Source organism: Staphylococcus sp. Ze2 (assembly GCF_048568365.1).
In the GTDB taxonomy this organism is placed as follows: domain Bacteria; phylum Bacillota; class Bacilli; order Staphylococcales; family Staphylococcaceae; genus Staphylococcus; species Staphylococcus xylosus.
Genome location: NZ_CP183486.1, coordinates 1,099,515 through 1,114,362, shown reverse-complemented (window position 1 = coordinate 1,114,362; position 14,848 = coordinate 1,099,515). Strand labels below are relative to the sequence as shown.

Here is a 14,848-nt window from a genome sequence, read left to right as displayed (position 1 = left end):
CATTTATATTCTAACAAATAAACTTTGACTATGCTTTAAATTGTTTATACTTAGTATAAATTTAATATGTTGAATAAAAAAGCAGTTAGCTCAAATCATTCTTACAAATAAGAATAATGAACTAGCTGCTTTGATTTAATATTGCTTATATCCTACAACACATTTTATTTCATTCTCCAAAGGCAACTGTCTCCACCTTATATATAACAAACAGTGCTATTTGTGTTTATCGTTTAGATTTTTACTATCTGGATAAAAGATTTCCTTACATATAAATAAGATGCCAATGATTAGGACAATCACCCAAAAATCAATATTGATATATGCATAATGGATATGCACTATAAAGTAAAATAGTAATGTCGTTACCGTAAATGTAATCAAATGATATGTTGTTCCTTGAAAATACGGATTCTCAGGTATTTTTTTCCTAAAGTAATCCATTAAGTTTTCTATAATAAATAAATTAAAATAACCTAATACGATATAACTACCATAGTAAATTAAGTTATCGTAAAAACTTTTATTATAACCAAAGTACGCCAAATGAAAATATATTAAAATTCTACTTAATCCATATAAGCCAAAACCTAGAAATGTTAAGAAGATGGCGCCAGATATTATAAATACAGAAAGTACAATAAGCGTTGTAAATAAATATCTAATATATTTCATTGCTTACTGTCCTCCCTTTCTCGATTTATCTACAATATGTGTAACTGGTATATTCCGACTCATTATTTATATTACCATTATACCCACCTTGTCAAAAAACATATATATATGTGGTAACTTTCACTTAATATCAAAGTTAGCTTAATGTATATACATTACTACTTAGTTGTTACTGTTTTCTCTTTATATACTAATAACCATAATAAAACGAGCATTACAAGTATTACCAAACTTAAAATAATGACGTTATGTATGTGAACGCTAATAAAAGTAAATGACAAGGCATACACGTAGCCCATAATTGTAGATCCTATGGAATTTCCTAAGCTTTTCGTTAATGTATAGAGTGACATCATACGTTTCATATTTGCTGGAGATGTTTCCTCTTGGGTAATCACACTATCTTTAGTATAAACGGTCCCGAAACTAATACCAGCCAATAATAAGCTAAATCCAATAAAAATTGGTGATTCTGTTCCAACAAATACTAATATCCCACAAATTATTAATGAGGTAAATGCACTGATGTATAATGCTTTTCTAGACATTTTTGCTTCTATTTTATCCAATGAGAAATTTAAAATTAGCCATGCAAACGATATTGGGAAAATAACAAATCCACTTTGCAACGGGGATAATCCTATATCTTCTTGTAAATAGATTGGCATATATAAATTGTAGCCCATCAATATAATCGCATAAGCAAAATCAGTAAAGAATATTAAAACAATCATTTTATTAAATTCGTTAACTGGTACGAATGGCGCTTTTACTTTCTTCTGATTTTTAAATAGTATAATTGCTACTACTATTGCTATAATCATTGAACCTATATTTAAATATAAGTTCGACTTATTCATAACTGTAAACATTATGAAAAATACAAAAACATAAAATAAAGTTAAACCTTTTATATCTAACTTATTTGTAGCAGTTGTGCTTTCATTCTCAAAATGAAAAGTAAATATAACAAGAATCATCGCTACTATTGCAATAGGAATATTCACAAAAAATAGCCAATGCCAGGTTGCGAATTCTAAAATACCTCCTCCAAGCACTGGTCCAATAATACTCGATATTCCCCATACACTTCCTACTATGCCCATAATTTTATAACGTAATGGAATTTCAAACGCTAACTTTGGAACAATTTGACTTAAAGCCATCATAACCCCAGCACCTAATCCTTGGATAAAGCGAGACACAATTAATAGAGTAAAAGTGTCACTTAGTCCCGACAGCAGACTCCCTACTGTGAATAATAAAAGTCCTAATAATGTTATGTATATAATTTTAGTGCGCTCTAACAGTTCGCCTACAATCGGATTGGCAATAACTATAGCAATAAAATAAACTGCAAATATGAGTGAAATGGATGATTCTACACTTAAATCCATTTTAATTGTTGGTAAAGCTAAAGAAACTATAGATGTTTCAATTGCAGACATAAACATTATTAGAATAAGTGCAACTATAATGCCTAATGATTTTATATTCATGTATTATTCTCACCTCTCTCGCCTTATTAAAATTTATATTAAATTCTACTTAATTCTCATTTATTTCTAAGTTATATATCTTTACTTTACTATAAGTTAAACAAATTTGATGTCTTTTTCCAATTAATAATACTATTACATTCTTTGCTTAATTGCATAATCATTTATTTTGTTAAAACAACTAAATACACAGAAATACCGACAATATCATTTGATATTGTCGGTATAAAATAAATCTACATAAAATATATAATCGCTATAAAATGGAATACTGAAGCAATCACAATAAAGAAGTGCCAAATCATATGGAAATATGGTCTATCCTTTTGTGCGTAAAACCAAGCACCTATTGTATATGCAATTCCACCAAACAGTATAAATAACATAAATGCAAGTGATGTATCAAAAATAATTCTAGGCAAGAACAATACTCCAACCCACCCCATTACAAGATACATAATTAAACTTAATCTATGATTAACATTTTTAGCTAGTGATTTGTATAAAATGCCCCAAATCGTTATTCCCCACAGTACAATCATTGCTGACCAGCCAATCCAACCTCCGACTAAAGCCAAGCAAATAGGAGTATATGTACCAGCGATTGCAACATAAATCATACTATGATCAATTATGCGCAAAATGAATTTATGCGATGATTTATTTGGCATTGAATGATAAACCGTTGATGAAATAAACATTAAAAATATACTTATAACATAAACAGAAACACTAAAAGCACCCATTATACCGAAGTTTAGAAAACTTAAGATGGCAGCATAAGGTAGCGCACATAACGCTATAAAAGCTGCTACACCGTGAGATACTGCATTGCCTATTTCTTCTCCAAATGTTAAAGGTACAATATCTTTAAATGTTTTAACTACTTTATTATCATCAGCTTTTATTGATTGAGACAACAGTGTAACCACCTTTTTTATATCATATTCATACGTTTTAAATCTGCTCTAGCTGTTTCTACGCTATCTTTACCTTCTTTGTTTTTGAGAGGTGAAAATTCTTCATCTCTCGAAACTTGTAAAGTAATAAAGCTATTTGCATACTGAAATATATCAAAATAAAACAATTCAAATTTCAAAGTTGATTGCTCAATCACACCAAAATCCTCATCTAACTGCTTTAATTTTTTGATTGCTAAGTGGTATGGCAATTCATTGTCAACGACATTACTAATAAATAAGAGTTTGAAAGAATGAATTCCTATATTAGCATTATTAAATTCATTTGCTACATCGGGACTTAGTTCTGAATATTCAAGTACCGTATCTTTGTGTTTTGTATGAACTAAACGACCAACGCTTTCGCCATCTTTAGGTTGTATAGATTTTGTAGTAATATCCATACTATTTTGGAATGTATAGCCAGCAAACAATGGATCAAGTACTTTAACTAGTACGTTATCGATGTTATTTAAGAAAATGTATTCGACACCATTATCTAGCATCTCTTGTAAATATCCAGCTTTTTTAAGTGCTTTAAACACACCACCATTACCATTTGGCGTTTCTAAAATATTATTATCTACATCTAATACTAATTTACCTTCCTCAGATAAAGCTACAATATTATCTTGCATAAAGAAATGCACATGTGATCTATCATAACCAAAGTAATTATTTGATTCGAAGAATAACTGTGTTTCTTGATCATTGATTTTACTGGTCATAATGTACCAATCAACAAATTCGCCTGTTTGCTCTTTTAATGCTAATAATTGTTTTGCCTGAATCTCAAACAAACTTACGCCTTCTATTTCGAAAGAACCTTTAGGACCTTTATATCCTAAACGAGTACCTTGGCCACCAGCCATAAGTAATACTGCAAATTTACCTTTACGAATAGCTTCAAGTCCAACTTTTTCATATTGCTCTATCACTTCGTCTGTAAATTCATTTTTTATATCATACTTAACTTCATTGATAGAAGTAACATCATCAATTTCTTTTTTATTTACATATAAATCCTCGTATAAATCTTGAATATCCGTTAAATTTAGTGCATCTAGTTTTTCAGATAGTTGTTCTTTCTCATTAGTGCTCATTAATTTTTCAAACTCAATGAGATGTTCTTGATTAAACTTTTCTAAAGCTTTCTTATCTAGCATGCTCTCTCTCCTTAATATCCAAATATTTAAATAAAAAATATATCTTATTCACATTACGGATATATAATTTCACTGTATGTACTTTATATTATTATGATGCTCAGTACAACCATAATTATAACCAAGTCAATAATAACTTATGTATAGACGGTTGAAAAATTACATACGTTGCTCCAATAGTTAACGCGCTGGCTAAAGACAAATCAACTAGACCGCCTGTTTTAAAAACCACCGGGAATTTTACACTTATTGGAACAGGATAAAATAATTTAACACCTCTTGGGGTTAACATATCTAGTATAACATGTGAAAGCAAACCGAAAACAATACTACTCAAATAATAATCCGGGGTTTGTATCAAATACAATAAAAATATAATAATCCCTATAAATAAAAGTGAATGTGTAAATGTCCTGTGTCCAAATACCATTCTGATTAAGTAACTAATAAGTTTAAATCGTCTACCAATTTTACTTTGTGCGTGACAAATATCAGGTACCAAACTCGAAATAACTGCAAGCGTTATAACTGTAACAGATGTAAACAAATCAGTATGAAAATATTCTAATGTTAAAGCTCCGACTAATAAGCCGCATGATGCGTGGGTTTTACCTGTCATTTTCACTACTCCTTATCGGATTATATTTTAGCACATTTACGCGTTAAATGCGAACATACTTTCGTTAAAAATATGAGTATAACCTATTTTCAAAAAGTATCACACAATCACTTGAAAACGTTTGCAGTTTATTGTATGCTATAGCTATAAATTAATTAAAGGATGTGTTCGATATATGGCAATGACAGTAAAAAAAGATAACAGTGAAGTAAGAATTCAATGGAGAGTTGCAGATATTAAGATCCCAACAAATGAAATTAAAAATATTTCGCAGGATCAAAATATTCATGAAGTTCCTAAACTTGATAGAAATAAAGTTTCAAGAATCGGTTCTACATTTGGAAAAACAAACCGTGTTATCATCGACACTGATGACCATGAATACATTATATACACTCAAAATGATCAAAAAGTTTATAACGAATTAACTAAATAATTAATTTAACAATATACTAAGACTAGCTATGATGAAATCTATGACGACAGATTTCATCATAGCTATTTTTTATTATTATAGAGAAGTTGGAACAGTTTATAATATACCTTAGTCTTAATGTACCTTTGTTATAAGGTTATCTAGTTATCAATGCCCTGCTAACTAATAAGGGTTCTCAATGATATTAATAAATTATCAATGGTATAATGTGAATATATTACAGAAAGTAGGTGCGTTTCATGTATGTAGTTACGAACAGAATTGATGTAAAAAAAGGATTCGCTGAAAAAATGGCTCCAAAATTTACTCAAGGTGGAAAAATACAAGAATTAGACGGCTTTCATAAAGTAGAAGTTTGGTTAATTGATGATGAGCAAGATTACGACCAAATGTATATCAATACGTGGTGGGAAACTGAAAATGACTTTAAAGCATGGGTCCAAAGCGATGCATTTAAGGAAGCTCATGAAGGAAGCTCATGGAGGAAGATCAAAATCTAACAGTGAAGAGTCACCTGTTTTAGGCAATAAAGTTGTCAAAGCTAATGTAATATCCGTACTTAATAACTAATAATAACGTTTAACTAATTATAAGTTCTATATCGTATAAATAAAATAAGCGCCTTGGATACTGATGTGCACCCTAAAAGTTGGACTAAAAATCTAACCTTTGGGGTTCAGTACACAAATCAATGTCTAAGGTGCTTATTTTTGCTCTCAACTCAGGAGAGTTACTATTTCTTTTAGATTCAAGTTTCTATGCCGGACAATTTAATTGAAATACAAATGAGCCATTAACGCTATAATAGGTAACGCAATAATTGTTCTTATCAAGAATATGATAAAGAGCTTAAAGATACTTACTGGTATTTTAGAACCTAAGATTACTCCACCAACTTCTGATAAGTAAATCAATTGTGTGATACTCAATGCGCCGACAACAAATAATGTAATATTGTTACCGACACCTTCAATTAAAATTGACGGTAAGAACATATCTGCAAATCCAATCAATACTGTTTCTGATGCTTGAGCTGCTTCAGGTATTTGCAGCAATTCTAAATATGGAACAAACGGCTTCCCAATAATCGCAAATACTGGCGTATAGGTTGCTATAATGGTTGCAAGTGTACCTACACTCATCACTACCGGCAAAATTACAAACCACATGTCTATCACAGTCTTGAATCCTGATTTGAAAAACGCTTTAAATCCTGGTGCATTGATACCTGTTTCAGTCGCCATATCAAAACCGTGGCCTAGAGCAGTTTTATTGTCAGGTAACTTTTCTGTTCTCATTTCTTCAGACACTTCTTTTGAGTATTCATCTTTAATAGATCTAAGTGGCCAAATTCTTGGCAATATAACCGCGCATACTATACAAGAAATGATTACAGTTAAATAAAAATAGAAGAAATGATTTTTCATATGCACAGTTTCGGCAACAACAATTGCAAATGTTAGTGAAACAACACTAAACGTAGTAGCAATGACTGTCGCTTCTCTTCTAGAATAAAATCCTTCTTGATATTGTCTACTAGTGATTAAAACCCCTACTGTTCCATCTCCAATGAATGATGCTAGATTATCAACAGTTGATCGTCCAGGTAATGTAAATAAAGGTCTCATTATCGGCCTAAAAATTGGTCCTAATAATTCTAATAATCCGTATTCCATAAGTAATGGTAAAAACAACGCTGCAAAGAAGAAGACAGTTACTAATGTAGGTAATAGACTTTCAAATACAAGTCCACCCGTGTCTTCTGAATAAATAACGCTAGTACCTACTTTTAAATATGTCATCCAAACAAACACTACTGCTAATATTCTTAAAATTAACCAGACGAACTTTACATTAAATGCATTGTTCATTAGACCTTCTGGTTTAAATTTATTTTTCCATACTGTCGAACATAAAATAGATAAAATACCTGATATCGTAATAATAATTACAATAACCAATGGCATAGCATTTCCAATTAAATCTTTTAGCAATCCTGCCAGAAATGCAACAGGAAGTGTTGTTTGTTTTTCACCATCTTCAGTCACAGTAATTGGTATTAAGAATAAAATGATACCAATCAATGACATGATAATGAATTTAAGTTGCCCACGTGTCCGCTGTGATTTATTATACTGAGTCACTACATTCACCCCTTAGGTGTATTATTTGATATATACTTAAAAAAACAACACCAATAATTATAACTTATGATGTATAAATATGTAAATCTATAAATTGTGTCTATTTATTGTTATTTTCACATAAAAAAGTAGACTTAATCCTAATAGTTAGAATTAACTCTACTTTAAATGAAAGCGTTTACTATTGCAATTTATTATTAAATTTTTCTCAATAAGAATAAAAAGTAAGGTACGCCGACGATTGCAACAACAACACCTACAGGAATATCGATAGGTGGATGTATTCCTCGCGCTAAACAATCACTTATGGATAATATTAGTGCTCCTATCAATCCTGACATAATAGTAATATGTATATGTTTATGGCCAACAATCCTTCTAGCTATATGTGGAGAGATAAGTCCTAAAAAACTTAATCCACCCACTACTGAAATAGATGCGCCCGCTAAAATAACAGCTAATAGCAACAATATCATTTTAATTTTTTTCACTTTTGTACCTAATGCGATTGCAATATCATCACCCAAAGTTAAAATATCGAGTTGATGACAATAATAAAAGATAATAGGTAACGCAACGATGAACCAAGGTAAAATAACCAGCACGTGCGACATACTATGCCCATATAAACTACCTGTTAACCACACTAAAGCTGTATTGGCATCTTGGGGATTACGTATTAATAAATATTGCACTACCGCTGTACATATTGCGCCTATCGCTAAACCTATCAATGCTAACTTAGATCCTTTTACGTTAAATTTTGCAATTAATAACGTCAAAATCAAACTCACACATAAGGCGCCAGCAAATGATCCAAACGGTAAGATGAAAAGTGGTGCAGAAGGGAATAGCATAATTATTGAAACTGCTGATAAACTTGCACCTTTAGTTATACCAATAACATCTGGCGATGCTAATGCATTTCTTACTACCCCTTGAATAAGTGCACCAGAAATCGCAAGACTACTTCCTACAATAATTGCGAGAATCATCCTTGGTATACGATATTCATTTAATATAAAGTTATCTTGTGTAAACAAACTTTTAACCGCTTCAAATGGATTAATCCAAACTGCTCCGATAGACAATGATGCAACTGCTGAGATTAGAATTAATACTACAACGATACCATAACGAAAAGTTAATCTCCCGATCATAGTCTATCAACTCCCCTAACTGTAATGAATAGAAAGTATATCGCCCCTACAAATGAGGTAACAATTCCTACAGGTGATTCAAATGGAAATGCTATCAAACGGCTTAAGACATCGGATAATAACAATAAATCTGCCCCGATAATCATCGTCAATGGCACCATTAGCCTGTAATCCGTTCGAATATAATGCTTTACAATATGTGGCACAATTAACCCTACAAAACCGATAGGTCCAGCTATAGAAACAGATGCACCAGCTAAAACAATGACAAGTAGCCCAACAGTGATTCGTACGACTTTGACATTTTGCCCTAGTGATGTTGCTAAATCTTCACCTAATTCCATAATTGTTAATTGTTTAGATATGAAAATTGCTCCAATAAAAGCCATTACTAACCAAGGCAATATACCAATGACTTGTGGCCATTGAATACTTGATAAAGAACCTACCAACCAAAACATAACAGTTGAAGTTGCATCTTCATTTAATAATATAATTCCTTGCGTCATACTAGAAAAGAATAAATGAATAGCCATACCGGCTAATGCTAGCTTTACGGGAGTCATTCCTTTAGTCGAACCTGATAGTGTATAAACTGTCAGTCCGCCAATAAATGCACCAATAAAAGCTAATATCGTTGAGTACGCGGTTAAAGCTGGTACAATCATTGAAATAAATACAATTACAAATGAGGCTCCTGAGTTAACACCAAATATTTGTGGTGATGCCAAAGGATTACGAGTCATCGCTTGCATCAGCAATCCTGAAACGCCAAGTGCAGCCCCTATTAAGAGGCCAGCAAACATTCTTGGCATACGTACATTATGTATCAAAAATGTCTCTTTTGTATCAATATGTTTTACGCTGTAATCAATAAAATCTTGAAAAGTAATATGTGAAGCTCCAACGCTAAGATTGAAGTATATAATGACAAAAAGCGCACATACACTCACAATAAATGTGAGTGTAGTACGTTTTTGAGCTTTCTTTTCATTTGATTTAGTTCGGTTCACGCTATGTGATTTAATCATTACCGTTCATCCTACTTTTGTTGTGAGTCTTTTTGCTCATTTTTAGAAATTTCAGCAAGTTGTTTTGCAATTTCTTCTGAAGATATAATACCTCTTGCACGTGCCCATGTATTTCTATCAACTACAGATACGCGATTATTTTTAACCGCATCTAAATCTTGCCAAACTGGATCCTCTTCTTGTTTTTTAAGGTTTGGATCATTTTCACCTTTATCAGCCATAATAAACATACGACCAGGATTAATATCAGAAAGTACTTCTGGATTTAATTGTAAATAAGGTCCTTTAAGATACTTGGATAAGTTATCAGTTTTCGTTTTATTTAACGCATTATCAAAACCTAACTCTTTTAAAAGTTCTCCAACATATGTATTTTCAGGATGCGCTAATAGTCCTGATTTTGCAACTACTGATGCTAATACAGGTTGTGATTTATCCATAGTAATTTCTTTACTATATTTATCCATTAGCTCATTATGCTCTTTTAATCTATCTTTACCTTTATCTTCTTTACCTACTGCTTTTGCAATTGTTTTAAACGCCTCTAAGTTGTCTTTATAATCGCTATCAAAGCTAGGAAGCATAATTGTTGGTGCAATTTTTTCTAAATCTTTTTGAATTCCTTTATGTCTATTGCTATCTGCGATAATAACATCTGGTTTTTGGTTACTTATTTCTTCTAAGTTAGGTTGCTTACGTGCACCTACTGATTTATAGTCTCCAATTTTTTCGCGAATAGGTTTAAGAATTCTATCTTTTTTACCATCATCAGCAACGCCAACTGGCTTAACATCTAATGCTGCAAGTGCATCGACAAATGAGAATTCTAATGCTACGACACGTTTAGGATCTTTAGCAATTTTTGTCGTACCTCCATCATGCTTAATTGTTACGCCATCTTTGCTGTCATCACCTTTACTGGATTTGTCAGAACCTTTATCGCTGACACTGCCACATGCAGACAACACTACTACGGTTAAAGTTAAAAACAGGATAGCCATAATTTTATAACTATGTTTCATCGTTTTCACTCCTTAGAATATGTATAATTACATATTCAATTCTATTGATAATGATTATCGGTGTCAACAAAAATTTTTAGAAAATTTAATGAAGTTTAAATGCGATTAGATTTCTGAATATTAAAGTTGTGGCATAATTTTTCAATAACGCTATCATGAACATAATTTTTACTTAAGTTTGTCATATACATACTTTGCGCCAACGCCTTATAACCTAAACTAAATTGAATTTTATCACCGATTTGATAATGGTCTTGATTTAATAAATCAATCATTACATGATCACTAGTCGCTCCTATTATTTTAACATGATGATGACGCGGCTTAATATCTTCGATAAATGTATCTAAGTTACCAATATCAACAATTGCCTGTAAATATTGCTGCCCTGATGAAATATCAATGCGTGGTTTAATTTCAACAATCTCCGCTTCTAAAATAATAGCATCTTGATATAGTGAAGCTATTGGTTGGTTTGTTGTTGTTTCGACACCTCTAAAAAGTGTTTCTCCCACGCGTAACTCATTAATCTTGCCCATATCTTGGTATAACATTTGTGATATCATACTGGAATTGCCGCCTGAGATTATTTTAAATCTCATATGCGTTTCTAATTCAACTGATTCTACGAATTGATTAATTAATGATACATCTTCTTCTGTTGGAATAATTGACTGAAAGCACATAAAATTAAATGCTAATCCAATTACACTTACATGATACATCGAAAGTATTTCATTAATATAATCTACAATATCATATGTTAATATACCTTCTCTTGAATCTTTCCAATCGACCATTAGTAATATGCGATGTTTTATTTGATGTTTTTGGGCAATTTCATTTAACTTACGAATCGTCTCTATTTCAGTTTGTATACTTATATCACTATATCTAACAACATCTTCCAGTTCATGTTGACTAGCCGTTCTAATCATCATATAAGATAAATTTTGATCTTTAGTTTTATTAATATTGTCAATACGTGCATCAGCAAAATGCGTTATACCAATATTTTTTAACGTCTCCACGATTTTTATATCGCCACCTACGCATTTAATAACTGGTGTAAATTGCATATGATTCTGTTGAAAAATAGACAACAATACTTGTGCATTATATTGTATTTTGGACAAATTTATCTTTATTTCAGCCATCTATTACACCTCTTTATATATAGGATTCCTTAAATCAATGGTCACATATTGTTTTACCTTACTTTCCATTCTCATGCGTAAGAGCGCTTTTACCGTTATCGTTTCACCGAACAATACTTGTTTTAATTTATTTGCATGTGGTTTACTAGGATCTATTGCGTGCTCAACTATCTCTCCTACTAATTCAAATAATTCGGATGCTTTTACAAATTCATATTGTGAAAAATGATGAATGAGTTCTGCAATTTGATTTTGAATAACTGCATGTTGAAACTTAGCTATAACCTCTTCTATACTCTCTGCAATTAAACTCGTGTTAGTAACATCAATATTAGGAATTTTATATTTTAATGTCGTTAAATCTATCCTTGAACCACCTAAATCTCTAACGATAAACTTCATTTGATAATTTGGTCCTAGATTCACGATTGTATTTTGCATGTGCGCTTCCAAAGCAATACCATAATCTTGAATATAGGCTATTAATGGATCAATTAATGCTTTACTATAATGTAATAGAAATTGCTTAATCGCATCTACCGTTAAATCATCGTTCACCCAATTAATATAACTATCTACGGTTATTTGGTTATCAACAGGATTTTTATTAACTAAACTTGCAGTCACTATAGTAGTGCCGTTATCTGAGACATAAGGTTGATGTCGAACTATACAAGCCAAATGCCTTGCATCATCTGGTTCAGTTTTAGCATGTATACCAAATGGTTCCATAGCAACTTGTAGCTGCGGATAGATTGCTAACATGTCCTGTAATTCATAGCTTAATTTAGGCCCATCTACCGTTGTCACACTAGACACAGTTCTTATAGCACTTGTTGCTTGTATATTCACTGGTAATTTAATATGAAACGGTTTATGAACAAGTTGCATAGTTCTAAATGATAAAGTCGCTTTAGACTCAACTTCAAAAGACGTAGGTAATAATCGTTTTTCTAAAATCCAGTCTGCAAATTTGTGAATGATAACATTTTCATATTGCCATGGGTGAACAAGTACAACACTATAATCTTTTAATTCTAAATCATGTGGTGCTAAAAACCCTTTTAATTTATAACGATATTCCGGAATAACTTCATCTATCATATAGTTTGGATCATCTTCCATAGAAGTAACTACACAATTATCTTTATGAATGAGCATAACTTTTAATGGAATAATCTTTTCAAATTCCGGCGCGTATTTTCTTACTTCGTCAGATGTTAATGGAAGCTTAGTCTTAGATAATGGGTGTGTAGGATGTCCTTCAATAACAAGACTTTCAGAATAATTCAAATCATTTATTTGCTTTGACCCAACCATATGCTGTAGCCAAGAAAAGAAGTTTATTGTTTCAGGCATTTTTGAAAATTTTAGCGTTGCATGTATCAATGACTTTCTATGTTGAAAATGCTCATAAGTCAGTGCAAAACCTTCCCTGCTAGAAATCAACTCATCTGTTAATCGCTGGCTAATAGGCATATTAAAATGTACTTCTAGCACTTCTAATAGTTGTTCTAAAGTATCCATCTCTACTTGTGTCTTACCCTTGATATAGTAAATCGCACCATAAAATTCATAACGTTGCATAGCACTTTTTCTAATTTTATTTAATTGCAGCACTTGTCCTTTATATTGTATTTCGACACAGTGATTAAATTCATTAAATAACATACCCTGTGGAAATATTTGCTCTTTAATAATTGAGTTGAAAATACGATACTGCACATTTCTATCTGCCAATTGCCATGTTTCATGCATCATACAATACTGCCTCCATTTTTTCTTTGCCTTCTAGTTATTGTACTGAATAACAATGCAATAACAAATGTACTCGTTCCCATAATAATAAAGGTTTCAACAATACCAATAAGTTCTGCTAAGAAACTCATTAACATGGCCCCTAAAGGAATCATACCTCTATCCATCATAATGACACTAAGTATTTTCCCTCTATGTTCAGGTTCCACTCTATGTTGAAAATATATTCTATTTGTAGTTCTTGCCCATTGACTGAACAAACCAATAAAGAATAATGCAATAAATAGTAAATAAGTATTGCTACTAATCGTACACAATAGTGAAACACCAAAAAGCACAGAGCTTATGTAATACATTTTGACCATAGATATTTTTTCTAAGATATTAGGTAAAACTATGGTTGCTAAAATACCGCCTATTGCACAACAAGTCATAGCACTACCAAATATTGTTACTTGATTAGGAAATGTTTTGTCTGTCAATACTGGCAAAAGTGTAGTATATGTAAAACCAGTTGCCATAATAAGTAACGATGTCACAAATATTCTAGCCCCTATTTGATTGTCTTTAAAGTAATTGATTACATACTTAAAACTCACTTCAGGATTTACCTTTGATAGTTCGTTATGACTGAATGATAACGGTAAGCAAAGTATTAACGATAAGAAATAACATAATGTTTGTACTCCAAAACTAATTTGCGCATTATAAGCTGCCATAATAAAACCAGCTAACGCAGGTCCAATCGAACGACATATATTTATTATAAATGAGTGATACGATACTGTTTGTGTTGTTGTTAATCGTTGTGTCAAATCTGGTAATACCGCTTGACGTACTGGTGTTTCTATTGCACTCATAATGCCACGACCTAGAGAATATAACAAAAATACAATTATCGGTAATTGTGGATTTTGAAATGTTAAAATACATAGTATCATTGTTAATAAAAATGAGGAGGTTATTGTTACTCTTAATAATTTTCCCCTATCACATCTATCAGCCAAACTTCCAGCCCATACACTTATGAGTAAAATAGGTACGAGTCGGAAAAAATTAATCAGTCCTAGATAAATTGCGTTATGATATAGAGTAAATACATACCAATTTAACGTAATTTGACCAATCCAATTCCCTAAGAACAGTAGGAATGAACTAGGAAAAAAATACTTTGCCATAAAATTCCTCCTGTTTTTTAATTGATAATAATTATCATTATCGA

General features: G+C 31.5%; 13 protein-coding genes and 1 pseudogene. 2 read left to right on the top strand and 12 right to left on the bottom strand.

All coding sequences use genetic code 11. The features are described from left to right. Window positions 1–216 precede the first annotated feature (216 nt). The 5 genes from ACM591_RS04915 to ACM591_RS04895 all read right to left on the bottom strand — a co-directional run bounded on the left by ACM591_RS04915 (window position 217) and on the right by ACM591_RS04895 (window position 4,918). Window positions 217–675, bottom strand: a complete 459-nt coding sequence (locus ACM591_RS04915; RefSeq protein WP_029378551.1) for a SepA family multidrug efflux transporter — start codon at window positions 673–675, stop codon at window positions 217–219. A 158-nt stretch (window positions 676–833) separates the two neighbouring features. Beyond that, on the bottom strand, window positions 834–2,174 hold the full coding sequence (gene sdrM, locus ACM591_RS04910; protein WP_069796684.1) for a multidrug efflux MFS transporter SdrM: 1,341 nt from the start codon (window positions 2,172–2,174) through the stop codon (window positions 834–836). A gap of 236 nt (window positions 2,175–2,410) precedes the next feature. Then, on the bottom strand, window positions 2,411–3,094 hold the full coding sequence (trhA, locus tag ACM591_RS04905) for a PAQR family membrane homeostasis protein TrhA (RefSeq protein ID WP_037557200.1): 684 nt from the start codon (window positions 3,092–3,094) through the stop codon (window positions 2,411–2,413). Between the two features lie 17 nt (window positions 3,095–3,111). Continuing rightward, entirely contained in the window at window positions 3,112–4,299 is a 1,188-nt protein-coding gene (locus tag ACM591_RS04900) for a UTP--glucose-1-phosphate uridylyltransferase (protein WP_029378548.1), read from the bottom strand. Between the two features lie 115 nt (window positions 4,300–4,414). Then, a complete protein-coding gene (locus ACM591_RS04895) occupies window positions 4,415–4,918 on the bottom strand; it encodes a metal-dependent hydrolase (protein WP_029378547.1) in 504 nt (167 codons plus the stop codon). 175 nt (window positions 4,919–5,093) lie between these two features. Here ACM591_RS04895 and ACM591_RS04890 point away from each other — a divergent pair, with 175 nt between their 5' ends. Further along, window positions 5,094–5,354: a hypothetical protein gene (locus tag ACM591_RS04890; protein WP_017722958.1), complete on the top strand. Its 261-nt coding sequence runs from the start codon at window positions 5,094–5,096 to the stop codon at window positions 5,352–5,354. Window positions 5,355–5,593: 239 nt separating this feature from the next. Continuing rightward, window positions 5,594–5,924 (top strand): annotated as a pseudogene (locus ACM591_RS04885) (heme oxygenase). A gap of 200 nt (window positions 5,925–6,124) precedes the next feature. On the opposite strand, the gene ACM591_RS04880 reads toward ACM591_RS04885, so the two are convergent. From ACM591_RS04880 to ACM591_RS04850, 7 genes are all read right to left on the bottom strand, one after another. Beyond that, complete coding sequence (locus ACM591_RS04880; RefSeq protein WP_216715635.1) at window positions 6,125–7,444, bottom strand: YjiH family protein; 1,320 nt, start codon at window positions 7,442–7,444, stop codon at window positions 6,125–6,127. 251 nt (window positions 7,445–7,695) lie between these two features. Next, entirely contained in the window at window positions 7,696–8,658 is a 963-nt protein-coding gene (locus ACM591_RS04875) for an iron chelate uptake ABC transporter family permease subunit (protein WP_029378544.1), read from the bottom strand. Then, complete coding sequence (locus tag ACM591_RS04870) at window positions 8,655–9,689, bottom strand: FecCD family ABC transporter permease (protein ID WP_029378543.1); 1,035 nt, start codon at window positions 9,687–9,689, stop codon at window positions 8,655–8,657. The genes ACM591_RS04875 and ACM591_RS04870 overlap by 4 nt, the downstream gene beginning before the upstream one ends. An 11-nt stretch (window positions 9,690–9,700) precedes the next feature. Then, on the bottom strand, window positions 9,701–10,711 hold the full coding sequence (locus ACM591_RS04865; protein WP_029378542.1) for an ABC transporter substrate-binding protein: 1,011 nt from the start codon (window positions 10,709–10,711) through the stop codon (window positions 9,701–9,703). 95 nt (window positions 10,712–10,806) lie between these two features. Beyond that, the gene (locus ACM591_RS04860; protein WP_326026623.1) at window positions 10,807–11,868 is read right to left on the bottom strand and encodes an alanine/ornithine racemase family PLP-dependent enzyme; all 1,062 of its coding nucleotides are present in this window, start codon (window positions 11,866–11,868) and stop codon (window positions 10,807–10,809) included. 3 nt (window positions 11,869–11,871) lie between these two features. Beyond that, complete coding sequence (locus tag ACM591_RS04855; protein ID WP_029378540.1) at window positions 11,872–13,629, bottom strand: IucA/IucC family protein; 1,758 nt, start codon at window positions 13,627–13,629, stop codon at window positions 11,872–11,874. Continuing rightward, the gene (locus ACM591_RS04850; protein WP_029378539.1) at window positions 13,626–14,804 is read right to left on the bottom strand and encodes an MFS transporter; all 1,179 of its coding nucleotides are present in this window, start codon (window positions 14,802–14,804) and stop codon (window positions 13,626–13,628) included. Before ACM591_RS04850 ends, ACM591_RS04855 begins: the two co-directional genes overlap by 4 nt. Window positions 14,805–14,848 lie beyond the last annotated feature (44 nt).

Coding starts and splice junctions, on each gene's coding strand:
- ACM591_RS04890 (WP_017722958.1), top strand. CDS start 5,094: ATGGCAATGACAGTAAAAAAAGATAACAGTGAAGTAAGAATTCAATGG.
- ACM591_RS04860 (WP_326026623.1), bottom strand. CDS start 11,868: ATGGCTGAAATAAAGATAAATTTGTCCAAAATACAATATAATGCACAA.
- ACM591_RS04895 (WP_029378547.1), bottom strand. CDS start 4,918: ATGACAGGTAAAACCCACGCATCATGCGGCTTATTAGTCGGAGCTTTA.
- ACM591_RS04855 (WP_029378540.1), bottom strand. CDS start 13,629: ATGATGCATGAAACATGGCAATTGGCAGATAGAAATGTGCAGTATCGT.
- ACM591_RS04850 (WP_029378539.1), bottom strand. CDS start 14,804: ATGGCAAAGTATTTTTTTCCTAGTTCATTCCTACTGTTCTTAGGGAAT.
- ACM591_RS04870 (WP_029378543.1), bottom strand. CDS start 9,689: ATGATTAAATCACATAGCGTGAACCGAACTAAATCAAATGAAAAGAAA.
- ACM591_RS04900 (WP_029378548.1), bottom strand. CDS start 4,299: ATGCTAGATAAGAAAGCTTTAGAAAAGTTTAATCAAGAACATCTCATT.
- ACM591_RS04875 (WP_029378544.1), bottom strand. CDS start 8,658: ATGATCGGGAGATTAACTTTTCGTTATGGTATCGTTGTAGTATTAATT.
- ACM591_RS04880 (WP_216715635.1), bottom strand. CDS start 7,444: ATGTCATTGATTGGTATCATTTTATTCTTAATACCAATTACTGTGACT.
- sdrM (WP_069796684.1), bottom strand. CDS start 2,174: ATGAATATAAAATCATTAGGCATTATAGTTGCACTTATTCTAATAATG.
- ACM591_RS04865 (WP_029378542.1), bottom strand. CDS start 10,711: ATGAAACATAGTTATAAAATTATGGCTATCCTGTTTTTAACTTTAACC.
- ACM591_RS04915 (WP_029378551.1), bottom strand. CDS start 675: ATGAAATATATTAGATATTTATTTACAACGCTTATTGTACTTTCTGTA.